Here is a 26191-nt window from a genome sequence, read left to right on the forward strand (position 1 = left end):
GAATGCGGGGGAGGCGGACGAGCGAGGAGGCGACGGTGGAGCAGTGGGCGCGGCGGGCGACGACGGTCCGGGTGATCGGCACCGGGGCGATGGGGCGCGGGATCGCGCAGCTCGCCGCGGCGGGCGGGCTGACGGTGGAACTGGCCGACCTCCGGATGGACGCCGTGGTCGCCGCGGCCGAGTACATCGGCGGCATGTTCGACAAGCTCGTCTCCAAGGGGCGGATGACGGCGGCTGAGGCGGAGGCGGCCAAGGCGAGGCTCCGGCCGGTCGGTGAGCCGCTCACCCCGTTCCAGGACTGCGATCTGGTCGTGGAGGCGGTGCGGGAGGACATCGACACCAAGCGGGAACTGTTCTCGTCCTTGGAGAAGGTCTGCCCGGCGCGGACGATCCTCGTCACCAACACCAGTTCGCTGCCGGTGACGGCCATCGCCGCCGCGCTGGAGGATCCGTCCAGGGTGGCAGGGCTGCACTTCTTCAACCCGGTGCCGCTGATGCGCCTCGTGGAGGTGGTTCCCGGGGCGCGCACGGCGGAGTGGATCCCGGGCGCTCTCGCCGACCTCGTCCGGCGTCTCGGGCACGAGCCGGTGCTCGCGCCGGACGCGCCCGGCTTCCTGGTCAACCACGCCGGGCGCGGCCTGGTGACGGAGGCCCTGCAGATCCTCTCCGAGGGCGCCGCCGAGCCCGCGGACGTCGACCGGGTCGCGCGGGACGTCCTCGGTCTGAAGATGGGGCCCTGCGAACTGCTCGACCTCACGGGGATGGACGTGTCGCACCCCGTGATGGAGTCCATCTGGACGGGGTTCTACACGGAGCCGCGGTTCCGTCCGTCCAGGCTCGGACGTGCGCGGCTGGAAGCGGGGCTCTACGGACGCAAGACGGGCGAGGGCTTCTACAAGTATGTGGACGGTGCCAAGCAGGAGCCGCCGGAGGTCACGGTGCCGGCGGTGGACCCGCGCCCCGTGTGGGTCCACGGCGATGTGCGTGAGGAACTTGGTGCGCTGCTGTCCACGGCGGATATAGAGGTCGAGACGGGGGACGAGCCCTCCGACCGCGCCGTCGTGCTGGTCGCCCCGTTCGGGCAGAGCACGGTGGCCGCCGCCGAAGGCCTCCCTCTTGAGCGCACCCTGGGCGTTGACCCGCTCGGGGGTTTCTTCACCCGCCTGACCGCGATGGTGCATCCGGGTCTCGACCGGGACGCGGGCCGTGCGGGTCTCGCCGCCCTCTCGGCCACCGGACGGGACGTCACCGTCGTGCGGGACGCCCCCGCCCCCGTGGCGCAGCGGCTCCTCGCGTCGATCGTGAACGTGGCGTGCGGCATCGCCGAGCAGCGGCTCGCCCGCCCGCAGGACATCGACACCGGGGTCCGGCTCGGCCTCGGCTACCCGCGCGGACCGCTGGAGTGGGCCGACGACGCGGGCGCGGACCGCGTCCTTGCGATCCTGCGCGGCCTGCACGCCTCCACCGGCGACCCGCGCTACCGGCCGAGCGCCTGGCTGACCGAACGGGTGGCGCTCGGCCTCCCCCTCACCGAGGCCGGCACCGCCCCGTCCGACCTCACGTCCTGACGGGCTGCGGCACGTCCGCGGCGGCCGGGCGGGCGACGCCGCGCATGACGAACGCCGCGAAGACGGCGGCGGCCAGCATCACCCCGGCCGCCGTCAGCGAGCCCGCGGCGACCGCGTCGGCGAAGGCGTCCTTCGCGGCCCGCGCTAGGCCGGGGTCGCCGGTCGCCAGCGCGGCGCCGAGCGAGTCGCGGGCGGGGCCGGACACGCCGTCCGGCAGGCCCGCGGCGTAGCCGGCGGAGACGACGCTGCCGAGGACGGCGACGCCGAGGGCGCTGCCGAGTTCCTGCCCGGCGTCGTTCACGGCGGAGCCCACCCCGGCCTCCTCGGGCGGCACGGCCGCCATCAGCGTGCTGTAGGCGGCCGGGGTGCCGATCCCGGCGCCGAGACCGAGGACGACCAGCCCGGCGGCGAGCACGGCGTACCCTTCGTGCGGGTCGGTCAGGCCGAGCGCCGCGAGCCCGGCCGCGAGGACGGCGAACCCGGTGATCAGGGCGGGACGGGCGCCGTACCGCGACTCCAGCGAGGCGCCGAGGCCGTTGCCGGCGCCCGCCGAGACGGCGACGGGCAGCAGCGCCAGCCCGGCCTTCAGCGGCCCGTAGCCGAGCACGAGCTGGAGCAGCTGGGTCAGCGCGAACATCACCCCGGCCAGGGCGAACCCGAACATCGCGATCATGGTGGCGGCGCCGGAGAACGCGCGGCGGCGCAGCAGGCCGAGGTCGAGCATCGGCTCGGGGTTGCGGTGCTGCCAGAGGACGAACAGGGCGAGGGCGGCGGCGCCGGTGATCGGCACGTTGACCAGGAAGGCCGAGCCCCACCAGAAGTGCTCCAGCAGGAACCCGCCGAGCGTCGGCCCGGCGGCGAGTCCGACCATGGACGTCGCGCCCCAGATGGCGAACGCCTTCGCGCGCTCGTCGGGGCCGAACACCTGGGCCATGATCGACAGCGTCCCGGGCATGAGGAGCGCGCCGCCGAGACCCATCAGCGCGCGCATCGCGACGAGCTGCGCGGGATCCGCGGCGAAGGCGGCGAGCAGCGAGCCGGCGCCGAACAGGGCGAAGCCGATCAGCATCGCGCGGCGGCGGCCGTAGCGGTCGCCGAGGCCGCCGGCCGTGATCAGCAGCCCGGCGAAGACCAGCGAGTAGGCGTCGATCACCCACTGGACGTCGGACGTGGTGGCGTCCAGGTCCTTCAGCAGGGACGGGATCGCCACGTTCAGGATCGTGTTGTCGACCATGACGACGAAGAGGCTGAGGCACAGCACGCCGAGGATCCGCCAGCGGCGGGGATCGGGGGCATGGCTCATCGGAGCATCCTTTCTCGTACAGCGTTCGAGATAGCTCGCACACTGTATGACTCAACTCGTACACTGTTCAAGTGGCGGTACTCTGTACGAGACGAGGGCGAGGGACGACGGCGAGGGAGCACGCGATGGCGGAGAAGGCACCGGCGTCGGTCTGGACGCGGCCCGCGCGGGCCCGGCGCGAGCAGCCGGCGCTGAGCCGCGACCAGATCGTCGACGCCGCGCTCGGCCTGCTCGACGCCGAAGGGCTGGACGGGCTCAGCATGCGCCGCCTCGGCACCCGGCTGAACTCCGGCGCCACCTCGGTGTACTGGCACGTCGCGAACAAGGACGAGCTGCTCGAACTCGCGCTCGACCGCGTCATGGCCGAGGTGGAGGTGCCCGCCGGGGACGGCTGGCGCGCCGCCGCGGCCGGGTACGCCCGCAGCCTCCGCGCGATGATCCACCGGCATCCGTGGACGGTCACCCTCTTCGGCAGCCGCCCGATGATCGGCCCGAACGCCACCCGCGTCCTGGACGAGGTGCTGGCCGCGTTCGGCGCCGCCGGGTTCGCCGGCTTCGACCTGGAGTACGCCTGGTCCGCCGTGGTCGACTACGTCATCGGCGCCGCCGGCAGCGAGGTGAGCTGGCAGCGCGACCAGCCCGGCACGTCCGCCGCGGAGTGGGTCGAGAGCCTCGGCCCCTACCTGGGCGGGCTGGACGCCGAACGTCCCGGGCTCGCCGCCCATATCCGCGAGATCTGGATGAAGGAGACCGGCGACGTCCTGGAAGGCCGGTTCGCGTTCGGGCTCGCGTGCGTCCTGGACGGCCTGGAGGCACGGCGCCCCTGACGCCGTGCACGGGCGATGCCCCCCGCCCGGACGGTGGGCGGAGGGCATCGTGTGGGGGCGGCAGTCGCCGTGGCTTTCGCCAAGGGATAACGGCAGCGCTCACCACCCCCGGTTCGGGAGAGTTCGGAGGCGTCAGAAGGGCAGTTCCGCGGGAGGCTTCGGCTTGGTGTCGGTCCAGCCCTCCGAGCGGGTCGCCACGTAGTTGATGATGAAGCCGGGCTTCATCTCCGAGTACCGGCCGCCGGGCTGGGTCAGCGTGTCCTGGACGGCCAGCAGCCCCCCGGTCCGCGGATCGAACACGATCACCTGGCGGTGGCGGTAGGTTCCCCGCTCGGCCTTCGGCCCGCCCCACTCGCCGTCGATGGTCGCGGTGCGCTCGCCCGAGGCCAGCGCGACGCCGCGGCGGCCCAGCGGGTCGGCGACGGTGCCGATCGCCTGGACGCCCGGCCGCGCGGCCAGCGCCCGCATCAGCGCCGCCCGCACCTTCGGCGTCACCGGGGTGTTGCTGAGGATCGACGCGGTCCGCCAGATGTCGGACGCCTGCGCGGCCTCGGCCTTCAGCCTCGGGTTGCGCTTCCCGCCCGAGGGGTCCGCCCCGAAGCGCGCCTCCCCGTTGCCCAGCAGGATGTCGGTGAGCCTGGCCGGATCGGCCGGCAGGTTCTGCCACTCCTCGATCGACTTGCCGAGGAACTCGCCGCCGCCCTCGGGAAAGACGCCGACCTCCGGGCCGTTCGACCGCCACGGCGTCGCCTTGGCCTTGTAGGTGTAGTAGTGGTCGTTCGACCAGACCCGGAAGCTCGACGGCGACCCGGCGCGCTTCCACGCGGCCTCGTCCTGCGGGGTGAGCGGCCGGGCGGGCAGGTCGCGGTCGTAGTACGCCTCGCCGGTCCCCTTCTTCACGCCCGCCCAGTGGAACGACTCGCTCGCCGCGCCGACGATCGCGTACGTGCCGGTCTTCGCCCGGACGATGTACGACTGCCCGTCGATGCTGTCGGTGTGCCAGTACTTGCCGGTCGGCGCCAGCTCCGCCTTGGCCGCCGCCGCGAGCACCGCCTTCCGGTTCAGGTCGACGGTCCCCGGCGTCCCCGGCGAACCGGGCGAACCGGGCGAACCCTGGCCCGTGAGGGCGATGGCGACGGCCGCCGCCGCGCCCACCGCGACCAGCCCGGCGCCCAGCTTCACCGGCCACCCGAACCGCCGCCGCGGCCGGGACGTCCGAACGTGCCCGCCGCCCGGCGCCATCGCGTCCTCCAGCATGGCCAGCGCCTTCGCCGTGACCTCCTGCGACGGGGGCGGAGGCTCCTGCAGCAGGGCCCGGACCTGGTCCATCACGTTCTTCTCTTTCTCGTTCACGCGGGCGACTCCTCAACCATCAGCGCGCGGTGCGTCCCGCCGAGCGACTCCCTCAACCGGCGCCGGGCCCGGTGCAGCCGGGAGGCGACCGTGCCCGTCTTCAGGCCGAGCGCCTGCCCGACCTCCTCGTACGACAGGTCGGCGAGCGCGACCAGCAGCAGCACGTCCCGGTCCCCGCGCGGGAGCCCGGCCAGCGCGTCCGCGAGCTCGGCCCCGGCGCCGCCGGCGGTGACGCGCGCCGTGACGAGCTCCTCGTGGCCGTCCTCGAAGTGATCGGCGGGAGTGCGGGCGAGCGCCCGGAAGCGGCGGCCCTCCGCGCGGCGGTGCAGCCCGATCAGCCGGGTCGCGATGCCGTACAGCCAGGGCCGGACGCTCCCGCGCGCCGGGTCGAAGCGCCCGCGCTTGCGGAACGCGGCGAGGAACGTCTCGGCCGCGATGTCGTCGGCCGCGTCCACGCCGAGCCGCCGGGCCGCGTACCCGTGGATCGCGGCGAAGTGGCGGTGGAAGATCTCCGTGAACGCGGCGGGGTCGCGCCGCGACCGCACGATCGCCTCCGCGTCCGCCGCGTCCGCGCTCAGATCAGGCGGTGGGTGAGGGGCCATAGGGATGATCCTCGCTGTGGGGAAGTGCTCGGTCATACCGTTCTCAACCGAAGCCCGGTATCGCCTTCACGGGCGCACGCCCTCCGCCCGGGCGGAGGGCGGGAGGCGTGCGCGGCCCCAGGTCAGAAGGGCGGCAGGGTCAGGAGGGCGGCCGGTCAGAAGGGCGGCTTGGCCGGAGGCTTCGGCTTGGCGTCCGTCCAGCCCGTGTCCCGGACGAGCCAGTAGTTGATCACGAATCCGGGCTCGCGGTCCCTGTACGCCCCACCGGGCTCGGTCAGCACCAGCTGCTCGGCGAGCAGCTCACCGGTGGCCGGGTCGAAGACGAGCTCCGACCGCGCCTTGTAGGTGCCCTGCTCCTCGGGCGGCGCTCCGTACTCGCCGTCCACCGTCGACGGCCGATCCTCGGCGGCCAGCGCGACGCCCTTCCGCCCGAGCGGGTCGGTCGCCTTGCCCAGCGACCGGATTCCGGGCTGCGCGGCGAGCGCCCGCATCAGCCCCGCGCGCACCTTCGGCGGCAACGGCGTGTTCTCCAGCAGTGCCGCGGTCACGCCGAGCTTCGCGCTCGGAGTGCTCATCCGGTCGAGCGGGCGGACCGCCTTGCGGTCGAGCGGGCGGCCGGCCTTGCGCTCGAACGGGCGGACGCCCTTGCTGTCGCGCGGGGGTTTCGGCGCGTAGAACATCGTGGCCAGCGCCTCGGGATCGGTCGGAAGCCGCTGGATCTCCGCGACGGTCAGCGATCGGCCGGTGCCCTGCACGAAGTACTTGCCGCCGCCCGCCGGGTCGGGATCGTCCACCTCCCATCCGGTCGTCTTCTGGCCGTAGGTGTAGTAGTGGTCGTTCGACCACACCTTGAACTTCGTGGGCGAGCCCGCGCGCCGCCACGCCGCCTCGTCCTTCGCCGTCAGCGGTCTGGAGGGCAGGTCGCGGCCGTAGAACGCCTCGCCCCCGCCCTGCTTCGCGGCGGCCCACTGGAACGTCTCGCTGTGCGCGCCGACGATCGCGTAGCTCCCGGTCTTCGGCCGAACCATGTACGACTGGCCCTGGATCTGGTCGGTGTACCAGTACTTGCCGGTCGGCATCAGCTCCGCTTTCGCCGCCGCCGCCAGCACCGCCTGCCTGCCCAGGTCGACCCTGGACGGCGGTGCCCCCGGCGAACCCTGGGCGGTGACCGCGACGGCGACGGCGGCCGCGGCGCCCGCGGCGACGATCCCCAGGCCCAGTCTGGCCGGCCATCCGAAGAGGGTGCGCCGTGCGGGCTTCCCGTCCCACACGGCGCGCGCGTCGGCGATCTCCCGTGCGGTCGGCGGGGCGGGCTCCCCGTACGCCTCGCGGATCGTCCGCAGCTCATCCATGGTCGTCCTCCCCTTCGCGCATCGGGTTCGTGCCGCCGAGTGCCTCGCGCACCTTCTTCCTGGCCCGGCTGAGCCGGGAGCCGACCGTCCCGTACGGGACGTCCAGCGCCGCCGCGACCTCCTCGTGGGTGAGGTCGGCGAGCGCGACGAGCAGGAGCACGTCCCGCTCGCCGGCGGGCAGCCCGGCGATGGCGCCGGCCAGCCGTCCCCGCAGGCCCTCGGCGCTGACCCGGGCGTCCACCCGGTCCGCGTGGCCGCCCTCGTCCGGGACGGGGCCGAGCCGCGCGCGGGCCTGCAGGCCGCGCACCTCGCCGCGCCGGTGCTTGCCGATCAGGTTGGTCGCGATGCCGTACAGCCAGGTCCGCACGTTCGCCCGGGCCGGGTCGTAGCGGTGGCGGCGGCGGAACGCCTCCAGGAACGTCTGGGAGGCGATGTCGGACGCGGCGTCGGGGCCGAGCCGCTTGGCGGCGTACCCGTGGATCTCGGCGAAGTGGGCGTCGAAGACCTCGCCGAACCGTTCGGGGTCGTCCAGGGACGGCCGCGCCGCGGCCGGACCGGTGCCGAGCCGGTCCGGCCGCGCCGCGGCGAGGGGTTTCCCTGTCATGTGGTGCCTTTCCGTCGGGCGGATGGCGGTCACACACGTATCACCCGGAACCCCTCGCCGCTTTCACTTTCAGGCCGTACCGCGGCCTACCGGACGCGGTAGGCGCGGACGATGCGCTGGTCGATGCCGCTGCCGTCCTCGCCCTGCGCGCCGACCCGCAGCGACACGGCCTGGCCCTTGACGGGCGCCGGGAGCGGTGCGCTGAACCGCCCGCCGCCGAGATCCTTCACCTGGACGGCCTGCCAGGTCGTGCCGTCGTCCACGGACGTCCAGAACTTCAGGCCGGTGACCTTCGCCTCGCCGGAGCCCGCCATCCGCGCGACGGTGAACACGGCGGGTTCACCGGCGGGCTGGTTGTGCAGGTCGAGGTTCAGGTCGTAGTCGACGAGGAGGAGCGGGAGGTTCTCGCTCTTCTGGCCGCGCGGCTCGCGCGAACGGAACGTCCAGGAAGTGGACGTCCGCGTCGACACAGGCAGGATGGCCGACGCGTCGTTCTCGTACGTCAACCGGTACTCGGCCGGTCCGGACGGGACGGTGAAGTCGCCGAACGGGCCGTTCTTCTCGCCGACCTTCTCGTCCCCGGCGAACAGCGCCATGTGGCCCTTCACCTCGTGCAGCCCGCAGTCGAAGCCGTCCGGCCGGGTCTGGAGGTCGACCAGCGCGATGCGCATGTTGTCGCCCGTCCGGGCCGTGGGGTACCGGGCGCATTCACTCGGCGTGATGCCGGTACCGGAGTACGGGCCGGGACGCATCGGCTGGCGGCCCCAACGGTGCGCGATCCGCTCGCCCGGCTTCAGTTCGGCAAAGTGCCCCTGGTCGACCCACATGTCTTCACCGATCTGGACGAACCCCTCGCTCAGCCAGAGCTGTCCGGCGCCGGTCGAGACGTAGTCGGTCCGGGACGTTCCGGGCTCGACGTCGCCGCTCCCTTCGAATGACAGCAGGCCCTCCGGGCTGAGGCCGTAGCGCTTCTCGCTCATCGACCGGCCCGTGTCGCCGTCGAACGCGGCGAACGTCTGGTCGACGCGGGCCATCCGCTTGAGTTCGGCGGCGGTGACGACGTGCGTCGGGTCGGCGGGGATCCCGTCGCCCAGCGGGTGGACGATGTCGTACACGGCGCCGGGCGCGGTCAGCCGGTACTGGGTGGACGCCTTGATCGTCCCCTTCGTCCCGCCTTCCATGGGCTGGACGTAGACGGGCGCAGCGGCGGGATCGAACGCGTACACGGAGTAGTACCAGAGCCCGTCGCCGGCGTCCTGGACAATGTCCGCGGACGACATCGCCGCCTTCGTCCGGACGCCCTCGACGCTCGCTCCGATCTTGACGGCGGCGGTGCCGTCGAGCGTCACTGTCACGTCCCGGTCGACGACCACCTCCGGGGCGCCTGCGAGGGCCGAGCGCCAGTCACCGGTGTCGTCCACGGTGCCGAGAACGGAGTAGCGGCCCTCGGGTACGCGGAGTTCCGTCCCGCCGTCGGGTCCGACCTCGGCCCAGCCGGCGAACAGCGAGTGGTCGTCGAGGTTGACCACCGTGGCGGCGCCGGAGAAGTTCGCCGGTTCGGTGCCCGGCAGCGGCGTGCCCTCGACCTTGAGGGTGTGCGTCGGGGGTTCGACGTAGAACGTCACGGGCGTCTCCAGGGTGACGCCGTGGCCTTCGGCCGTGACCACGGCCGTGTACAGGCCGGGCCGTCCCGCGAGGCGGGAGGCGTCCACGGTCAACGCCGCCGTCGCGGCACCGCCTGCGGGCACGCTGACGCTGGACGGGAGGGTCGCGACGCCGCCGGCGGCACGGCCGTCCCGGTCGGTCACCTCGACGCTCAGCCCGAGCCGGACGGGACGGTCCGTGCCCGACGTCCAGCCGAGGTCCGTGGACAGATCACCGTGGTCCGGATACTTCGACGTCCCGAGGTCGACGACGCTCTGGTCGGTGAGGACGGCTGCGTTTGCGGCCTCGCCCACGTCGAGCCGTCCGGCGCCGAGTTCGTACGCGTCACCGCCGGTGGCGGGGTCAGCGGTACCGACGAGGGCCGCCTTGAGCCGGGCGGGCTTCCAGTCGGGGTGCTTCGCGGCGAGCAGCGCGGCGGCGCCCGCGACGTGCGGTGTCGCCATCGACGTGCCCGACATCTTCGTGTAGTACGCCCCCATCGGGGTGCCCGCCGCGGTGCCCCCGGCACGGGCCGCCGGGATGCCGACGCCCGGCGCCACGATCTCCGGTTTGGCCTTGTTGCCGACCGGGCCGCGGCTGGAGAACTCCGCGAGCCCGTCGCGGGCGTCGACCGCGCCGACCGTGAGCGCGGCCTCGGCCGTGCCCGGTGAGCCGACCGACGCGAACGTCCCCTCGTTGCCCGCGGCCACCACGAACAGCGTCCCGTACTTGGCGGTGAGGTCGGTCAGCGCCATGGACAGCGGATCACTGCCGTCGGTGGGATCACCGCCGAGGCTCATGTTGACGACGTCGGCGCGCGGCGCGGCCCACTCCATCCCGGCGATCACGCCAGACTCGGTGCCGTATCCGTCGTCGCCGAGGACCTTGCCGATGAGCAGGTCCGCGTCCGGGGCGACGCCCTTGCGCTCCCCGCGCGACGCGGCGCCCGTTCCGGCGACGGTCGAGGCGACGTGCGTGCCGTGCCCGAACCGGTCGACGGTGTCGGCCGACTCGGAGAAGTTCGCCGACGCGGAGATGCGCCCCCGGAGGTCCGGGTGCCCGGCGTCGACACCGGTGTCAAGAACGGCGACCTTCGCACCCTTCCCGGTGTAACCGGACCGCCATGCCTCCGGTGCCCCGATCTGGCTCAGGTTCCGGTCGAGCCGCGCGGTCGCGGCCGGGGCGAAGCTCGCCTTGACCTTGCCGTCAAGCCAGATGTGCCGGATGCCACCGGTCGCCTTCGCCGACGGTCCCCGCATCCCGGCCAGCGTCTTGCCGAGGTCGCCCGCGTCGCCCTTGGACTGCCGCACGGCCACGGCGCCGATACTGGGCAGGTCCTTCGTCCCGCCGAGCGTCGGCAGGGCGCGGGCGCCCTTGTCGCGCTTGACGATCAGCGGCAGGTCCTTGCTGCGGGCGTCGTCGTAGCCCTGCGCGATCAGCGCGGTGACGTCGAACAACTCAGGGTCGATCACGTGCCCGACCAGGTCGGCGACGTCGACCGGGATGACGACGACATGCCCGTCCGGCCGGATCTCCTTGCGGAACGAACGCTTCTCCCGGCCGGGCGCCGGAGTCACCGAGACGAGCGGGGGCTTCCCCTTGACCGTCCGGACGCTGACGACGTCCCCGGTCAGCAGCGTCACTTTCCAGGCCTTACCTGGGTCCAGGCCACCCGTCTTCGGCGCCGCGTGCGCGGACGGCGGAATGGCGGCCAGCGCCCCGGCCGCCAGCAGGATGCCGAGCAGGGCCCGGCTCCGGCGTCTGTACGTCATCGAGTCTCCTCTGCGCGATGCCCGTCCCGTACTGGACGGTCACCCTTGATCACCCGCAGAGGCCGATCGTCTTCGCCAGAAGCCCACACGCCCCGATTTCTCAGAGCCCCAACCCAGGCACGGCCGTGTTCAGCCAGTCGAGTTTGCACGAGACGGCCGTGCGCCTGCCGGAGCGGATGGAGCAGATCCTTCGCAGGGCGCTGGAGTCGCGGCAGGTGGTCTTGGAAGGTCGTCCGCAGCCCCTGACCGGCTGCGCTACACCTCGCCGTTCTTGATTCGGGACGTCAACGCACGCCACGCGGACGGCGAGACCACCAGCACCGGCCCATCCCGATCCAGCGAGTCACGAACACCGACCACACCGGGAACGTTGAGCGCCACCTCGACACACGAATCGTTGCCAGCTCCGGAGTGGCTGCTGATCCGCCACTGGGCTTCGGCCGGGAACCTAGGCATCGACATGAGTTTGAAGCTCCTCCCGGATGGCGGCGATGAGCGCAACCGAATCTTCTTGGGGCAACGCCGCATCGGCGATGCGGTCCAACATCGAGCCACAGCGCCGCACCTGGGCGATGTCCTCGATGTACATACTTCCGCCCATAGTCTCCACGTGTGCGGTGTCCAGTTCCAGCGGTGCCGAGAACTCGAAAACGACGACTGAGCCTTCGCCGAGGCCGGGCCGGTACTCGCGCGTCATTGGCACAACACGGACAGTCATTGATGGCTGGGTGGCCGCCTCCAGGAGTGCCGGGAGCCACGTCGATCGCGCTCTTCGCGGGGCGAGCGCGGGTGTGCGCGGTGCGGTCCGGCTCGTCACCGTGTCCATGTACGGCAGGAGCGAGTACATCGACCTCGGAATCGTCGGCGAGGCGCGGCGTGGCGACGGCGGGGTCTTGCGGACGAGGCGCTCCTCCTGGTGGGGGACGGCGTACTCCTCCGTGCAGCCGAACTCCGAGCGGGCGGGGCCGAGTCGGGAACCGGAATAGGTGAGTCAATCGTCCTGTTGTAGAGGACGTCAGCAAAGTTGAGTCGGGTCGGCTCAAGTCATTTGACAAGGCCGCGACCGGACGGCACTCTTGCGGACAGAAGACTCAACCGGCCGCGCCTCGGGGGCGACCGGGGCTGCGAGGACACCGGCAACGGGGTTGCAACCGGAAACGACGGAGGACGAGAAACATGGCACGTGCGGTCGGCATCGACCTCGGGACGACCAACTCGGTCGTCGCGATTCTGGAGGGCGGCGAGCCCACCGTCATCGCGAACGCGGAGGGGTCGCGGACCACGCCGTCCGTCGTCGCGTTCGCCAAGAACGGGGAGGTCCTGGTCGGCGAGGTCGCCAAGCGCCAGGCGGTGACCAACGTGGACCGGACGATCCGGTCGGTCAAGCGCGAGATGGGCACCGACTGGAAGACCAAGATCGACGACAAGGACTTCAACCCGCAGCAGATCAGCGCGTTCGTGCTGCAGAAGCTGAAGAGGGACGCCGAGTCCTACCTCGGCGAGACCGTCACCGACGCGGTGATCACGGTCCCCGCCTACTTCTCCGACCACCAGCGGCAGGCCACCAAGGAGGCCGGCCAGATCGCGGGCCTGAACGTCCTGCGCATCATCAACGAGCCGACCTCGGCGGCGCTGGCCTACCACCTGGAGAAGGAGAACGAGGCCACCATCCTGGTCTTCGACCTCGGCGGCGGCACGTTCGACGTGTCCCTGCTGGAGGTCGGCGACGGCGTGGTCGAGGTCAAGGCCACCAGCGGTGACAACCACCTGGGCGGCGACGACTGGGACAACAAGGTCGTCGACTGGCTGGTCGAGAAGTTCAAGAACGCCAACGGCGTCGACCTCGGCAAGGACAAGATGGCCCTCCAGCGGCTCCGCGAGGCCGCCGAGAAGGCGAAGATCGAGCTGTCCGGCTCGTCCGAGACGCAGATCAACCTGCCCTACATCACCGCGTCCGCCGAGGGCCCGCTGCACCTGGACGAGAAGCTCACCCGGGCCGAGTTCCAGCGGATGACCTCCGACCTGCTCGACCGGACCAAGGCGCCGTTCCACTCGGTGCTCAAGGACGCCGGCATCACGGTCGACGGCATCGACCAGGTCGTCCTGGTCGGCGGCTCGACCCGGATGCCCGCGGTGTCCGACCTGGTGAAGGAGCTGACCGGCGGCAAGGAGCCCAACAAGGGCGTCAACCCGGACGAGGTCGTCGCGATCGGCGCCAGCCTCCAGGCCGGCGTGCTGAAGGGCGAGGTCAAGGACGTCCTGCTGCTGGACGTGACCCCGCTGAGCCTCGGCATCGAGACCAAGGGCGGCATCTTCACCAAGATCATCGAGCGGAACACCACGATCCCGACCAAGCGGTCGGAGACGTTCACCACCGCCGACGACAACCAGCCGTCCGTGGAGATCCAGGTCTACCAGGGCGAGCGCGAGATCGCCGCGTACAACAAGAAGCTCGGCACCTTCCAGCTCACCGGTCTGCCGCCGGCGCCGCGCGGCGTCCCGCAGATCGAGGTCACCTTCGACATCGACGCGAACGGCATCGTGAACGTCAGCGCGAAGGACCAGGGCACCGGTCGCGAGCAGTCGATGGTCATCACGGGCGGCAGCGCGCTGCCCAAGGAGGACATCGAGAAGATGATGCGCGACGCCGAGGACTACGCCGAGGAGGACCGCAGGCGCAAGGAGGAGGCCGAGGTCCGCAACCAGGCCGACACCCTCGCGTACTCGACCGAGAAGTTCCTGCGGGAGAACGACGAGAAGGTCCCCGAGGAGCTCAAGACCGAGGTCAACGACGCGGTCGCCGAGGTGAAGAAGGCCCTGGAGGGCACCGACGTCGACGCCATCAAGGGCAGCGCCGAGAAGCTGGCGCAGGTCAGCCAGAAGATGGGCGCGGCCATGTACGCGCAGAACCCGGAGGGTGCCCAGGCGGGCGCCGACGACCCCGGGCCCACGGCCGGCGCGCAGAGCGGCGAGCCGCAGGACGACGAAGTGGTCGACGCCGAGATCGTGGACGACGACAAGCCGAAGGGTGATGCATCGTGACGTCCTCCCCCAACGAGGGCGAGGAGAAGGAGGGCCCGGTGATCCGCGACAAGCGGCGCATCGATCCCGAAACGGGGGAAGTCCGGGCGCAGGCGGCGGAGTCGTCGCCGGCCCCGGAGGCCCCGGCGAACGGGGGCGCCACGGTCACCGACGAGGAGACCTCCTCGCTCAAGACCCAGCTGACGGAACGGCTCGCCGACCTCCAGCGGCTGAAGGCCGAGTACGACAACTACCGCAAGCGCGTCGAGCGCGACCGGGTCGCCGTCCGCGAGCAGGCCCTCGGGCAGGTGCTGTCCGAGCTGCTCCCGGTGCTGGACGACATCGGCCGCGCCCGTGACCACGAGGAGCTCACCGGCGGGTTCAAGTCCGTCGCGGAGAGCCTGGAGGCGGTCACCGGCAAGCTCGGCCTGGAGCGGTACGGGGAGAAGGGCGAGCCCTTCGACCCGGTCGTGCACGAGGCGCTGATGCACTCGCTCTCGGCGGACGTGACCGAGACGAGCGTCATCGACGTCCTCCAGCCCGGCTACCGCATCGGCGAGCGGATCCTGCGGCCCGCCCGCGTGGCGGTGGCCGACCCGGACCCGGACGCCGCGCCGGACGCGTCCGGCGCCGAGCCGGGCGACAGCGACGACGGACCGGGCGAGTGAACCCCGCGGGGCCCGTCCCGTCCGGGGCGGGCCCCGCCCGGGGCTTGAAGACATGTGGCAAGTGGCGATAGCAGAAGGCGGGGCGCCGTGAGCACCAAGGACTATCTGGAGAAGGACTACTACAAGGTCCTCGGTGTCGCGAAGACGGCCTCGCAGGAGGAGATCAAGAAGTCCTACCGGAAGCTGGCGCGCAAGTACCACCCGGACGCCAACAAGGGCGACGCCGAAGCCGAGGACCGCTTCAAGGAGGTCTCCGAGGCCTACGACGTGCTCTCCGACGAGAAGCGCCGCAAGGAGTACGACGCGGTGCGGTCGATGCCGGGCGGCTTCCGCGGCCAGCAGGGCGGCGGCTTCCCGTTCGACCTCGGCGACCTGTTCGGCCAGCAGGGCGGCGGGACGCAGCCCGGCGGCGCCGGCGAGCGCATCGGCGACCTGTTCGGCGGGCTGTTCGGCCGCGGCGGCGGGGGCGGCACCCGCACGACGGGGACGCGGCGCGCCCGGCGCGGCGCGGACGTCGAGACCGAGGTGACGCTGTCGTTCGGCCGCGCGATGAACGGCGTGACCGTCCCGATCAAGCTGACCAGCGAGGCGGCCTGCAACGGCTGCCGGGGCACCGGCGCGAAGGCCGGCACCGTGCCGCGGGTGTGCCCGAACTGCGAGGGCACCGGGCACGAGACCCGCAACCTCGGCAACTTCGGCTTCCAGGAGCCGTGCAAGGAGTGCCGCGGCCGGGGCCTCGTCGTGGACGACCCGTGCCCGATCTGCCACGGCAGCGGCCGCGCGACCGGCACCCGGACGATCCAGGCCCGCATCCCGGCGGGCGTCGCGGACGGGCAGAAGATCAGGCTGAAGGGCAAGGGCGCGCCGGGCGAGAACGGCGGCCCGGCCGGCGACCTGTACGTGAACATCAAGGTGCACCCGCACAAGGTGTTCGGGCGCAGCGGCGACAACCTGACCCTGACCGTCCCGGTGACGTTCCCCGAGGCGGCCCTCGGCGCCGAGATCAGGGTGCCGACGTTCCAGGGGCAGCCCGTCACGCTGAAGCTGCCGGAGGGCACCCCGAACGGCCGCAAGTTCCGTGTCAAGGGCCGCGGGGCGCCCCGCCGCGACGGCACGAAGGGCGACCTGCTCGTCTCCGTGGACGTGCACGTCCCGCAGAAGCTCGACGAGCAGTCCCGCGAGGCGCTCGTCCGGCTCCGCGACGCCGGCGACGGCGACGACCTGCGCGCCGGGCTCCTCCAGCAGGCCAGACAGGAGTGAAGTCATGAGCGGCGGCGAACGGAGTGAGCCATGAACACTGATCCCTTCGGCGACGACACTCCGGTCTACGTGATCTCCGTGGCGGCCCAGCTGTCCGGGCTGCACCCGCAGACCCTGCGGACGTACGACCGGATGGGCCTGGTGTGCCCCGGCCGGACGGCGGGACGGGGCCGCCGCTACTCGATGCGCGACATCGTGATGCTCCGCGAGATCCAGCGGCTCTCCCAGGAGGAGGGCGTCAACCTGTCCGGCATCAAGCACATCCTGGAGCTGCAGCGCGACAACGCGCGGCTCCGCGAGGAGCTCGCCAGGGCGCACGCCGCGCTGGAGGAGCTCGCCAACGAACTCGAATCGACCCGTTCCGTCGCGGCGCGGCTGGCGCAGCAGCGGCGGCACGGGGAACCGGGCGGCGCACCCGGCGGCGACCTCGTGCCGATCAGGCACACCAGCGTCGTCGTCTGGCACGAGCGCGACTCGGACTGACCTTCCTACGGGGGCGGGACATGGACTACAAGCTGACGCAGAAGAGTCAGGAGGCGGTGTCGGTCGCGGTCCGCAGGGCCGCGGCCGAGGGACACCCCGAGGTCGATCCCCAGCACCTGCTGGTGGCCCTGATCGGGCTGCCGGACGGCACGGCCGTGCCGCTGCTGGAGGCGATCGGCGCCGACTGGCAGGTCATCCGGCGGCGGGCGGAGGAGCGGCTCGCCGCGATGCCGAAGGCGCAGGGGTCGACGGTGGCGACGCCGCGGCTGTCCGGCCAGCTCCAGCGGTCGATCAACACCGCGGCGAACCGGGCGCAGCAGCTGGAGGACGAGTACGTCTCGACCGAGCACCTGCTGGTCGGGCTGGCCGCGGACGGCGGCCCGGCGGCGGGCCTGCTGAAGGAGTTCGGCGCCACGCCGCAGGCGCTGCTGGACGCGTTCGAGAAGGTGCGCGGCCACGCCCGCGTCACGACCGAGAACCCGGAGGGCACCTACCAGTCGCTGGAGAAGTACGGCGTCGACCTGACGGGGGCGGCCCGCGACGGGCGGCTCGACCCGGTCATCGGGCGCGACTCGGAGATCCGCCGGGTCGTCCAGGTGCTGTCGCGGCGCACGAAGAACAACCCGGTGCTGATCGGCGAGCCCGGCGTCGGCAAGACCGCCGTGGTGGAGGGGCTGGCGCAGCGGATCGTCGCGGGCGACGTCCCGGAGTCGCTGCGCGGCAAGCGGCTCGTCTCCCTGGACCTGAGCGCGATGGTCGCGGGCGCCAAGTACCGCGGCGAGTTCGAGGAGCGGCTCAAGGCCGTCCTCAACGAGATCAAGGAGAGCGACGGGCGGATCGTCACGTTCATCGACGAGCTGCACACCGTCGTCGGGGCCGGCGCGGCCGAGGGCGCGATGGACGCCGGCAACATGCTGAAGCCGATGCTGGCCCGCGGCGAGCTGCGGATGATCGGCGCGACGACGCTGGACGAGTACCGCGAGCGCATCGAGAAGGACCCGGCCCTGGAGCGCCGCTTCCAGCAGGTCTTCGTCGGCGAGCCCTCGGTGGAGGACTCGATCGCGATCCTGCGCGGGCTGAAGGGCCGCTACGAGGCGCACCACAAGGTGCAGATCAACGACTCGGCGCTGGTCGCGGCGGCGACGCTGTCCGACCGCTACATCACGTCCCGGTTCCTTCCGGACAAGGCCATCGACCTGGTGGACGAGGCCGCGTCCCGGCTGCGCATGGAGATCGACTCCCGCCCGGTGGAGATCGACGAGCTGCAGCGCGCCGTGGACCGGCTGAAGATGGAGGAGCTGAACCTCGCGAAGGAGACCGACGAGGCGTCCCGGCAGCGCCTCGACCGGCTCCGCAAGGACCTGGCCGACAAGCAGGAGCAGCTCACCGGCCTCGTCGCCCGCTGGGACAAGGAGAAGGCGAGCCTGAACCGCGTCGGCGGGATCAAGGAGCGGATCGACCAGCTCCGCGGCGAGGCCGAGCGCGCCCAGCGCGACGGCGACCTGGAGACGTCCGCGCGGCTCACCTACGGCGAGATCCCCGCGCTGGAGAAGCAGCTGGAGGAGGCGTCGGAGGACGCCGAGAACCGCGACGCGATGGTCAAGGAGGAGGTCGGCCCGGACGACGTCGCCGACGTGGTCGCGTCCTGGACGGGCATCCCGGCGGGACGGCTCCTCGAAGGCGAGACGGCCAAGCTGCTCCGCATGGAGGACGAGCTGGGCCGGCGGCTCATCGGCCAGGAGACCGCCGTCCGCACCGTGTCGGACGCGGTGCGCCGCGCCCGCGCGGGCATCTCCGACCCGGACCGCCCGACCGGCTCCTTCCTGTTCCTCGGCCCGACCGGCGTCGGCAAGACCGAGCTGGCGAAGGCGCTCGCGGAGTTCCTGTTCGACGACGAGCGGGCGATGACCCGCATCGACATGAGCGAGTACTCCGAGAAGCACTCCGTCGCCCGGCTCGTCGGCGCCCCGCCCGGGTACATCGGCTACGAGGAGGGCGGGCAGCTCACCGAGGCCGTCCGGCGCCGCCCGTACTCGGCGGTGCTGCTGGACGAGGTGGAGAAGGCGCACCCCGAGGTGTTCGACATCCTCCTGCAGGTCCTGGACGACGGCCGCCTGACCGACGGGCAGGGCCGCACGGTCGACTTCCGCAACACGATCCTGATCCTCACGTCCAACATCGGGTCGCAGTTCCTCGTCGACCCGACGCTGGAGAACGGGGCGAAGCGCGAGGCGGTCTGGAACGCCGTCCGGAACTCGTTCAAGCCGGAGTTCCTCAACCGCCTCGACGACGTGATCCTCTTCGACGCGCTCTCCACGGACGAGCTGACCCGCATCGTCGACCTTCAGGTCGACACGCTGGCCGCACGCCTCGCGGACCGGCGGCTCACCCTCCAGGTGACGCCCGCGGCCCGCGAGTGGCTGGCCATGACCGGCTACGACCCGCTGTACGGGGCGCGTCCCCTGCGGCGCCTCGTCCAGACCGCGATCGGGGACCAGCTCGCCCGCGAGCTCCTGTCCGGCGGGATCCGCGACGGCGACGAGGTGATCGTCGACCTGGACGAGGCCGCCGACGCCCTGACCGTCCACGCGGCCAAGGGGCTGACGGTCTGACCCGGTGCCCCAGGGGTCGCCCCCTGGGGCACGCGCGTCACACCTCCAGGTTCTCCTCGATCTCGCGGAGGCGGTGGCGGGCGAGGGCGAGGTTGGCCCGGCCGCGATCGAGCGCGGCGTAGAGGAAGAGGCCCTTGCCCTTGCGGCCGGTCACCGGGCGGATGACGTGGTACTGCGTGGAGATGCTGATGAGGACGTCCTCGATCTCCTCCTTGATGCCGAGCTGCTCCATCGTGCGGAGCTTGGCGCGCACCACCTCGGTGTTGCCGGCGGCGGCGATCTGCAGGTCGAGGGCCTTGGAGCCGCCGAGCTGCCCGAGGGCCATGCCGCTGTTGTAGTCGACGACGGCGACCCCCACGGCGCCGTCGATCGCCATCATGTCCTTCAGGGCGAGGTCCAGGTTGGACATGCGTGTTCCCCTTTCGATTTCGGTGACGCGTGATTGCGGTTACAGGCGGCGCGTGCCGGTGAGGTGCGCGGCGATGGCACGGGCCGCGGGGCGCGACTCCAGGTGGAGCCGGCCCACGTTGACGGACGGGCCCGCGAGAACCGTGAGCGACGCGGTCGGACCGGCCGCGTAGATGACGACGTAGCCGTCCACGCCGCGGATCACCACCTCGTGGAAGGCGCCGCCGTGCGCGGTCTGCGCGATCCGGTGCGCGAGGGACAGGCCGGTCGCCGTCACGGCCGCCATCCCGGACGGCTCGACGGACTCGGGCAGGTCCTGTGCGACGAGCAGCCCGTCCGCCGACGCGACCAGGCTGCCGGTGAGCTGCGGGACACGTGCCCGCAGCGTGCGCAGCTCCGCCGCCACCTCCGTCGCGGGGCGCGGTACCGCCGCTCGTCTCGCCACCTTCGTCAGCCTTTCGATCGAACGTCTCACCGGTCGGCCGGCCCACTCGGCCCGTCGCACGGTCAGCCGAGCTCCACCAGCGCCGCCCGGAGCCGTCCGAGCAGGTCGTGGTCGGCCGGTGCCCATTCGGCCGGGATCTCGGCCCGGGGCGGTGGCGGGGGGCCGGGGACGGCGGGCGGGTCCGTCCGGATCAGGGACGCGGCGGCGAGGCCGCGGACCGCGAGCAGGCAGCCGAACGCCGTCCGGCCGAGGTCGCGGGCCAGCCGGCCGGGGGTGCGCCGGCCGTCGGCGTTGAGCAGGATCTCCGCCTGGACGCCGGTGAGGATGACGCGCTGCCGCCGGACGCGGCGGACCGGCACGACGGGAGCGGCGTCCACGCCGGCGTCCGGCCAGGCGGCGTCGAGGAGGGTGCGGCGCCGGCGCCGCTCGTGCACGAGCGTCGCCACGGTGACCCGGAAGGGACGCCCGCGCGGCGCCCCCTCGGTGAACACCGGCTCGGCCGTGGAGCCGAGGAGGAAGTAGGCGGCGTCGAACAGCGCGAGCAGCGCCGGCAGTTCAGGGTCGGCTCCACCCGGCCGGGGCCCCGGCGCGTGCGGGCTCTCGGCATGGACGACGGCTCCGCGGTCGACATGGACCGTGCCGTCGCCGCCCACGCGGAGCAGGCCGGTGCGCCTTTCCCGTTCGAGCGAGCCGAGGACGTCCGAAATGGTGTTCCGCACCATCTCAGCCGCCCGTCATTTCGCCGACGAGAGAGCGCATCCGGATCCGGGCGAGCGCGAGGTTTCCGTTCTGCCGGTCGAGCAGCAAATGGACGAACAGGTGGCCGTCGAGATCGGCGTCGGTGAGGGCCAGCAGGTGATATCCGTGCGTGCCGCAAACGATGATCTCCTCGACGTCGTCCCCCGCGGCGGTCGCGCTCAGCGCCGGCGCCGTCAGCACGGCGCGCACCACGTCGGTCGTCCCCGCCGCGTCCTCGTGCTGGTCGACGAGGTCCTCCCGGCCGACCGCGGCCACGGCCAGCCCGCTGGCGCAGTCGACCAGGGTCACCCGCTGCGCCCCCGGTATGGCCATCATCCGCGCAAGGCAGTCGTCAATGCGCAAGCCTATTCCCCCACCGAATGAGAGTTGCAGGAACTCGACCATAGCCAGAATTTCCCCGCTCGCACCACAAACTCGGTAAAGCGAGCGACCGGGATATAAGTACCACCTAGTATGCGAACCGGTCAGCGCGGATATGCCCGCCTTACCCGCAAAATCGGCCCGCCACCCACCCCTCTCCGACACACCCCCAAAAGCCCTGAAGCCGCGACGTTTGATCGGATTCGCCCCCGATTGCGTACCTCTCCCAGACGGGTCCCGCCGACCCGGCGCGCCGACCGGGGCCCCGCGAAGGAGAGGTGACCACATACGGCCCAGCCCGACACCAAGGCCGTGCGCGACGGCGGCCTCACCGTCACCGAGGCGTTCACCGTCCACGGGACGGGCCAACGCATCACCATCGCCATCACCGACCTCGGCCCCCTCGCCACCTGCCAACCCAGCAGGTAATGCGACCGAAGCCCGAGTCGCCCCGAAACGTACGGCGCCGCGGACGCCCAGCCTCCCCGCGGCGCCGTACCCATCACTACTCCGGCGGCCGAACTCGCGACCATCGGCTTGCAGAGCTCCAAGCCATCGGCGACCCGCACGGGCGGCGGGCCCGAGGAATCAGACGCCGGGCCCGAGGCAACAGACACCGGGCCCGAGGCAACAGACACCGGAGCCGAGGCAACAGACACCGGAGCCGAGGCAACAGACACCGGAGCCGAGGGATCAGGCGGCAGGGGCGAGTGGTCAGAGGGTGTTCAGGCGGTGGGCGAGGTAGCGGCGGTCGGGGGTCGCGCGGGCCAGGGCGAGGGCCTCGCGGTAGGCCTCCGCCGCCTCGTCCCTGCGGCCCAGGCGGCGGAGCAGGTCGGCGCGGGTGGCGTGGAGCAGGTGGTAGCCGTCGAGACCCTCGATCCGGTCGACGAGAGAGAGGCCCGCCTGCGGGCCGTCGGCCATGGCCACCGCGACCGCCCGGTTCAGCCGGACGACCGGGCCCGGGTTCATGGTCTCAAGGCGCCCGTACAGGGCGGCGATCTGCGGCCAGTCGGTGTCCTCGGCGGTGCGGACGGTGGCGTGGCAGGCCGCTATGGCCGCCTGCACCTGGTAGGGGCCGGGGGCGCCCTGGTGCAGGGCCTCGTCCAGGAGCGCGGTCCCTTCGGCGATCGCGGCGCGGTCCCAGCGGTCGCGGTCCTGGTCCTCCAGGGCGATCAGGTCGCCCGCCGCGTCCTGCCGGGCGGCGCGCCGGGAGTGCTGGAGCAGCAGGAGCGCGAGGAGGCCGGTGACCTCCGGGTCGGCGGGCATCAGGCCGTGCAGGACGCGGGCGAGCCGGATCGCCTCGGCGCACAGGTCGACCCGCACGGGGTCGTCGCCCTCGGTCGCCGCGTACCCCTCGTTGAACAGCAGGTACACCACGCCGAGGACGGACGCGGTGCGCTCCGGCAGCAGGTGCGCGGGAGGGACCCGGTAGGGGATGCCCGCGTCCCGGATCTTGCGTTTGGCCCGGACGATCCGCTGCCCCATCGCCGGCTCCGCGACCAGGAACGCCCGCGCGATCTCGCCGGTCGTCAGGCCGAGGAGCGTGCGCAGCGTCAGCGCCACGCGCGCCTCGATCGGCAGCGCCGGATGGCAGCAGGTGAAGATCAGCCGGAGCCGGTCGTCGGGGACGCCGCCGGTGTCGGGCGGTTCCTGCGGCCCGGTCATCGTGCCCAGCTCCTTCAGCTTGGCGGTCTCGGTCGCGCCGCGCCGGATCCGGTTCAGCGCGTGGTTGCGGGCCGTCGTGGTCAGCCAGGCGCCCGGCCGGCGCGGCACGCCGTCGTCCGGCCACCGTTCGAGGGCTCGGGCGAACGCCTCCTGGGCGCACTCCTCGGCGAGGTCCCAGTCGCCCGTCATGCGGATGAGGGTCGCGACGACCCGTCCCCACTCGTCGTGGAAGGCCGCCGCGACCGCCCGCTCGACGCCGCCCGTCATCCCTCCCCGAGCGGCCAGAACGGCCGCAGCTCGATCGACCCGTACCGCGCCGACGGGTGCCTGGACGCGATCTCCAGCGCCTCCTCCAGGTCGGCGCAGTCGAGGAGGTCGAAGCCGAGGATCTGCTCCTTGGTCTCGGCGAACGGGCCGTCGGAGATCAGGGTCTCGCCGTCCCGCACCCGGACCGTCGTGGCGGCGTCGGCGTGCCGCAGCCGGTCCCCGAACCGGCGGACGCCGCGGTCGTCCATCTCCTTGACCCACGCGACCGTGTCGGCCATCATCGCCGCCTGTTCGTCCGGGGACATCTCGCGCCCCGGCACGCCGCAGATGAGCATCATGTACTGCATGGTTCCTCCTATCGGACTCTGACCTTCTCCGGCCGCGAAACTCGTCGGACCGGTGCCGTGAGCAGGACGCCCACGACGAGCACGCCGGCCAGGGCGATCCCGGCCGACGCGTCGAACGCCGCGCGGAACCCGGCGGCGGGGCCCGGCCAGGACAGGACGGCGGTGGACGAGACCGCCACCCCGAACGCGCCGCCGAGCTGGAACGCGGCCGTGTTGATCCCGGACGCCAGGCCCGCGTCCCCGGCGGCGGCCCCGGCGAGCGCGGCGACCGCCCCGGCCACCCCGCACGCCCCCAGCCCGAACCCGAGCAGGGCAAGGCCCGGCAGCAGTCCCGCCGCGTACCCGCTGGTCTCCGTCACGCGGCCCAGCAGCAGGCAGCCCGCCGCCATGACCGCGAGCCCCGCCATCGCCACCGGCCGGACGGCGACGCGCCGCAGCGCCGCCTGCGCCGTGTACGACCCGGCGACCGCCATCACCGGCAACACCGCCGTCGCGAACCCGAACTCCAGCGGCGAGTACGCGAGGACGCCCTGCGCGAACCGCGACAGGGCGAACGACGTCCCGAACACCGCCATCGCAGCCACCAGGGTCACGGTGTTCCCGCCGACCAGCCGGCGCGACCGGAACGTCCGCAGCGGGACGAGCGGTGCCGCCGACCGCGCCTCCACCCGCACGAACAGCGCCCCGGCGACGACCGCCACCGCGAACGCGGCGGCCGTCCAGCCGCTCGTCCAGCCGACCTCGGGAACCCGGACGACCCCGTACACCGCCGCCGACACCGCGAGCGTCACCGTCAGGGCCCCCACCGGGTCATAGGCACGTCCCCCGCCCCGGCTCTCGGCCAGCAGCACCGGGCCCAGACCGAGCAGCAGCACCGCGACCGGGACGTTCAGGAAGAAGATCGACCGCCAGCCCAGCACGCCCGTCAACGGCCCGCCGACCAGCAGCGCCGCCGTCGCGCCGAAGCCGCCGACGCTGCCCCACACCGCGATCGCCCGGTTCCGCTCCGGCCCCTCCGCGAACGTCGCGGTCACGATCGACAGCGCGCTCGGCGCCATCAGCGCCGCCGAAATCCCCTGCAGAACCCGCGCACCGATCAGCACCCCGCCCGTCCACGCGGACCCGCACAACAGCGACGCCACGAGGAACAGGGCCGTCCCGCCAAGGAACGTCCGCCGCCTGCCCGCGAGATCGGCCGTGCGCCCGCCGAGCAGCAGGAGCCCGCCGAACCCGAGCAGGTAGGCACTCAGCACCCACTGCGCCCCACCTCCCGCGAACCCCAGATCGCGCTCCACTGACGGCAACGCCAGCAGCACGATCTGCGAATCGAGGATCACCATGAAGTTCGCCGCACACAGCAGCCCCAACACTCCCCAAAGCCGCGCCCCCATGTCTCTCCCCTTCCGCCGGAGTCAGCTCTCCCCCTCCCGACAATCGACCGACCCCGTTTTCGACACCCACCCCCGAGAAACTCACCCGCCGCGGAGGGGGTGGAAGAAGGTGCGGATGTCCTTGGTCAGGAGGTCGGGGGCGGGACTGTCCGGAAGATCGTGTGGGTGAGGTGGTGATCCGGAAGGCTGGGGCTGATGCCCCGGCTGGGAAGGATCATCTGTGACCGACGAGGACAAGGATGAGCAGTCGAGCGGGCTGGACGTCCGGCTCGCTGCCGAGCTGGTGGAGCGGGCGCGGGCGGAGGGGGTGTCGCTGGTCGGGCCGGACGGGCTTTTGGCCGGTGTGACCAGGACCGTGCTGCAGGCTGCTCTTGAGGCCGAGATGTCCGATCGTCTGGGCTATGACCGGGGCGAACGCCCGGCCGAGCCGACCGGTAATCACCGCAACGGCAGCTCGTCCAAGACGGTGTCGACCGAGGTCGGACCGGTGCGGATCCAGGTCCCGCGGGACCGCGCGGGTGAGTTCGAGCCGCAGATCGTGCCCAAGCATGCCCGCCGGGTGGAGGGGTTCGATGAGGCGATCGTCTCGCTGTATGCCAAGGGTCTGACCACTGGTGAGATCCGTGCGCACCTGGCCGAGATCTACCAGGTCGAGGTGTCGCGGGATCTGATCTCCCGGGTGACCGACAAGGTGCTGGAGGAGATGGAGGCCTGGCGGGCCCGACCGCTGGATGCGGTGTATCCGGTGGTGCTGATCGACGCGCTGTATGTGAAGATCCGTGAGGGCAACGTGGCCAACCGTCCGGTGTATGTGGCGGTCGGCATCGACTGCGCCGGCGAGCGCGACGTGCTGGGCATGTGGGTCGGGGCCGGCGGCGAGGGCGCCAAACACTGGATGACCGTGCTCACCGAATTGCGCAACCGGGGCGTCGCCGACGTGTGCATTGCCTGCTGCGACGGCTTGAAAGGGCTGCCGGAGGCCATCGAGGAGATCTGGCCGCAGGCCACCGTCCAGCAGTGCATCGTGCACCTGGTCCGCTCCTCGCTGCGGTATGCCTCCAAGGCGCACTGGAGCCGGCTCACCAAAGATCTGCGCGAGATCTACACCGCCCCGAGCGAGGACGCCGCCCAGCAGCGGTTCGCCGACTTCGAGGCCGAATGGGGCGAGCGTTACCCGGCGATCATCCGGCTCTGGCAGGACGCCTGGCCGACCTTCACCCCGTTCCTGGCGTTCCCAGCCGAGATCCGCAAGGTCATCTACACCACCAACGCGATCGAGAGCCTGAACGCCCGGTTCCGCCAGGCCACCCGCCGCCGCGGGCATTTCCCCACCGAACAGGCCGCGCTCAAGGTGCTCTACCTGGTCATCCGCAGCCCTCTGAAAGGACGGACCAACGTGACCGGCAAAACCCGAGGATGGAAGACCGCGCTCAACGCGCTGGCCCTGCATTACGGTGACCGCATCACCCTGAACTGACAG

General features: G+C 72.2%; 24 protein-coding genes. 9 read left to right on the forward strand and 15 right to left on the reverse strand.

Annotated features, from left to right (window positions below):
• The first annotated feature begins 2 nt into the window (after positions 1-2).
• On the forward strand, positions 3-1568 hold the full coding sequence (locus tag K8Z49_RS28115) for a 3-hydroxyacyl-CoA dehydrogenase (RefSeq protein WP_412515649.1): 1566 nt from the start codon (positions 3-5) through the stop codon (positions 1566-1568).
• Here the strand turns inward: K8Z49_RS28115 and K8Z49_RS28120 are convergent.
• Positions 1558-2871, reverse strand: coding sequence for an MFS transporter (locus tag K8Z49_RS28120; RefSeq protein WP_412515650.1), 1314 nt, complete (start codon positions 2869-2871; stop codon positions 1558-1560). The two genes, K8Z49_RS28115 and K8Z49_RS28120, sit on opposite strands and share 11 nt — an antisense overlap.
• A gap of 125 nt (positions 2872-2996) precedes the next feature.
• Between K8Z49_RS28120 and K8Z49_RS28125 the strand changes: the two genes are divergently transcribed.
• Positions 2997-3698 carry a TetR/AcrR family transcriptional regulator gene (locus K8Z49_RS28125; protein ID WP_412515651.1) on the forward strand — a complete coding sequence of 234 codons (702 nt, stop codon included), beginning with the start codon at positions 2997-2999 and terminating at the stop codon, positions 3696-3698.
• A 132-nt stretch (positions 3699-3830) separates the two neighbouring features.
• Here K8Z49_RS28125 and K8Z49_RS28130 read toward each other — a convergent pair whose 3' ends face one another.
• The 7 genes from K8Z49_RS28130 to K8Z49_RS28160 form a co-directional block, all read right to left on the reverse strand.
• Positions 3831-5051, reverse strand: coding sequence for a CU044_5270 family protein (locus K8Z49_RS28130; RefSeq protein WP_075022764.1), 1221 nt, complete (start codon positions 5049-5051; stop codon positions 3831-3833).
• Positions 5048-5653, reverse strand: coding sequence for an RNA polymerase sigma factor (locus tag K8Z49_RS28135; protein WP_024935872.1), 606 nt, complete (start codon positions 5651-5653; stop codon positions 5048-5050). Before K8Z49_RS28135 ends, K8Z49_RS28130 begins: the two co-directional genes overlap by 4 nt.
• A gap of 155 nt (positions 5654-5808) precedes the next feature.
• Positions 5809-7005 carry a CU044_5270 family protein gene (locus K8Z49_RS28140; RefSeq protein WP_075022766.1) on the reverse strand — a complete coding sequence of 399 codons (1197 nt, stop codon included), beginning with the start codon at positions 7003-7005 and terminating at the stop codon, positions 5809-5811.
• Positions 6998-7609 (reverse strand): RNA polymerase sigma factor, encoded by a 612-nt coding sequence (locus tag K8Z49_RS28145; RefSeq protein ID WP_412515652.1) that lies wholly within the window; start codon positions 7607-7609, stop codon positions 6998-7000. The genes K8Z49_RS28140 and K8Z49_RS28145 overlap by 8 nt, the downstream gene beginning before the upstream one ends.
• Before the next feature lie 86 nt (positions 7610-7695).
• Positions 7696-11025: a S8 family peptidase gene (locus K8Z49_RS28150; RefSeq protein ID WP_412515653.1), complete on the reverse strand. Its 3330-nt coding sequence runs from the start codon at positions 11023-11025 to the stop codon at positions 7696-7698.
• A gap of 255 nt (positions 11026-11280) precedes the next feature.
• The gene (locus tag K8Z49_RS28155; RefSeq protein WP_412515654.1) at positions 11281-11553 is read right to left on the reverse strand and encodes a DUF397 domain-containing protein; all 273 of its coding nucleotides are present in this window, start codon (positions 11551-11553) and stop codon (positions 11281-11283) included.
• Entirely contained in the window at positions 11474-11872 is a 399-nt protein-coding gene (locus K8Z49_RS28160) for a Scr1 family TA system antitoxin-like transcriptional regulator (RefSeq protein ID WP_412515655.1), read from the reverse strand. The genes K8Z49_RS28155 and K8Z49_RS28160 overlap by 80 nt, the downstream gene beginning before the upstream one ends.
• On the opposite strand from K8Z49_RS28160, the gene K8Z49_RS28165 reads away from it, so the two are divergent.
• The 6 genes from K8Z49_RS28165 to clpB all read left to right on the forward strand — a co-directional run bounded on the left by K8Z49_RS28165 (position 11817) and on the right by clpB (position 19069).
• Entirely contained in the window at positions 11817-12011 is a 195-nt protein-coding gene (locus tag K8Z49_RS28165; RefSeq protein ID WP_412521335.1) for a hypothetical protein, read from the forward strand. The two genes, K8Z49_RS28160 and K8Z49_RS28165, sit on opposite strands and share 56 nt — an antisense overlap.
• A gap of 190 nt (positions 12012-12201) precedes the next feature.
• The gene (dnaK, locus tag K8Z49_RS28170; RefSeq protein WP_021595967.1) at positions 12202-14067 is read left to right on the forward strand and encodes a molecular chaperone DnaK; all 1866 of its coding nucleotides are present in this window, start codon (positions 12202-12204) and stop codon (positions 14065-14067) included.
• Positions 14061-14714: a nucleotide exchange factor GrpE gene (gene grpE, locus K8Z49_RS28175; RefSeq protein WP_052357718.1), complete on the forward strand. Its 654-nt coding sequence runs from the start codon at positions 14061-14063 to the stop codon at positions 14712-14714. Before dnaK ends, grpE begins: the two co-directional genes overlap by 7 nt.
• 87 nt (positions 14715-14801) lie before the next feature.
• The gene (gene dnaJ, locus K8Z49_RS28180; protein ID WP_412515656.1) at positions 14802-15974 is read left to right on the forward strand and encodes a molecular chaperone DnaJ; all 1173 of its coding nucleotides are present in this window, start codon (positions 14802-14804) and stop codon (positions 15972-15974) included.
• Positions 15975-16004: 30 nt separating this feature from the next.
• Positions 16005-16457: a heat shock protein transcriptional repressor HspR gene (locus K8Z49_RS28185; RefSeq protein WP_021595970.1), complete on the forward strand. Its 453-nt coding sequence runs from the start codon at positions 16005-16007 to the stop codon at positions 16455-16457.
• 20 nt (positions 16458-16477) lie between these two features.
• Positions 16478-19069, forward strand: coding sequence for an ATP-dependent chaperone ClpB (clpB, locus tag K8Z49_RS28190; protein ID WP_021595971.1), 2592 nt, complete (start codon positions 16478-16480; stop codon positions 19067-19069).
• A 37-nt stretch (positions 19070-19106) separates the two neighbouring features.
• Here clpB and K8Z49_RS28195 read toward each other — a convergent pair whose 3' ends face one another.
• The 7 genes from K8Z49_RS28195 to K8Z49_RS28225 form a co-directional block, all read right to left on the reverse strand.
• Complete coding sequence (locus K8Z49_RS28195; protein WP_021595972.1) at positions 19107-19478, reverse strand: hypothetical protein; 372 nt, start codon at positions 19476-19478, stop codon at positions 19107-19109.
• A gap of 39 nt (positions 19479-19517) precedes the next feature.
• Entirely contained in the window at positions 19518-19922 is a 405-nt protein-coding gene (locus K8Z49_RS28200; protein WP_244938523.1) for a roadblock/LC7 domain-containing protein, read from the reverse strand.
• A 62-nt stretch (positions 19923-19984) separates the two neighbouring features.
• Complete coding sequence (locus K8Z49_RS28205; RefSeq protein WP_111830865.1) at positions 19985-20644, reverse strand: DUF4388 domain-containing protein; 660 nt, start codon at positions 20642-20644, stop codon at positions 19985-19987.
• 1 nt (position 20645) lies between these two features.
• Positions 20646-21065, reverse strand: coding sequence for a hypothetical protein (locus K8Z49_RS28210; RefSeq protein WP_412515657.1), 420 nt, complete (start codon positions 21063-21065; stop codon positions 20646-20648).
• 690 nt (positions 21066-21755) lie between these two features.
• Positions 21756-22973, reverse strand: a complete 1218-nt coding sequence (locus K8Z49_RS28215) for an RNA polymerase sigma factor (protein WP_412515658.1) — start codon at positions 22971-22973, stop codon at positions 21756-21758.
• Positions 22970-23320 carry a YciI family protein gene (locus tag K8Z49_RS28220; RefSeq protein ID WP_021595978.1) on the reverse strand — a complete coding sequence of 117 codons (351 nt, stop codon included), beginning with the start codon at positions 23318-23320 and terminating at the stop codon, positions 22970-22972. Before K8Z49_RS28220 ends, K8Z49_RS28215 begins: the two co-directional genes overlap by 4 nt.
• An 8-nt stretch (positions 23321-23328) precedes the next feature.
• Positions 23329-24711, reverse strand: coding sequence for an MFS transporter (locus tag K8Z49_RS28225; RefSeq protein WP_033332730.1), 1383 nt, complete (start codon positions 24709-24711; stop codon positions 23329-23331).
• 220 nt (positions 24712-24931) lie between these two features.
• Between K8Z49_RS28225 and K8Z49_RS28230 the strand changes: the two genes are divergently transcribed.
• Positions 24932-26188: an IS256 family transposase gene (locus K8Z49_RS28230; protein WP_412515659.1), complete on the forward strand. Its 1257-nt coding sequence runs from the start codon at positions 24932-24934 to the stop codon at positions 26186-26188.
• Positions 26189-26191 lie beyond the last annotated feature (3 nt).

Origin of the sequence: Actinomadura madurae (assembly GCF_047130825.1) — a bacterium.
GTDB lineage: Bacteria > Actinomycetota > Actinomycetes > Streptosporangiales > Streptosporangiaceae > Spirillospora > Spirillospora madurae.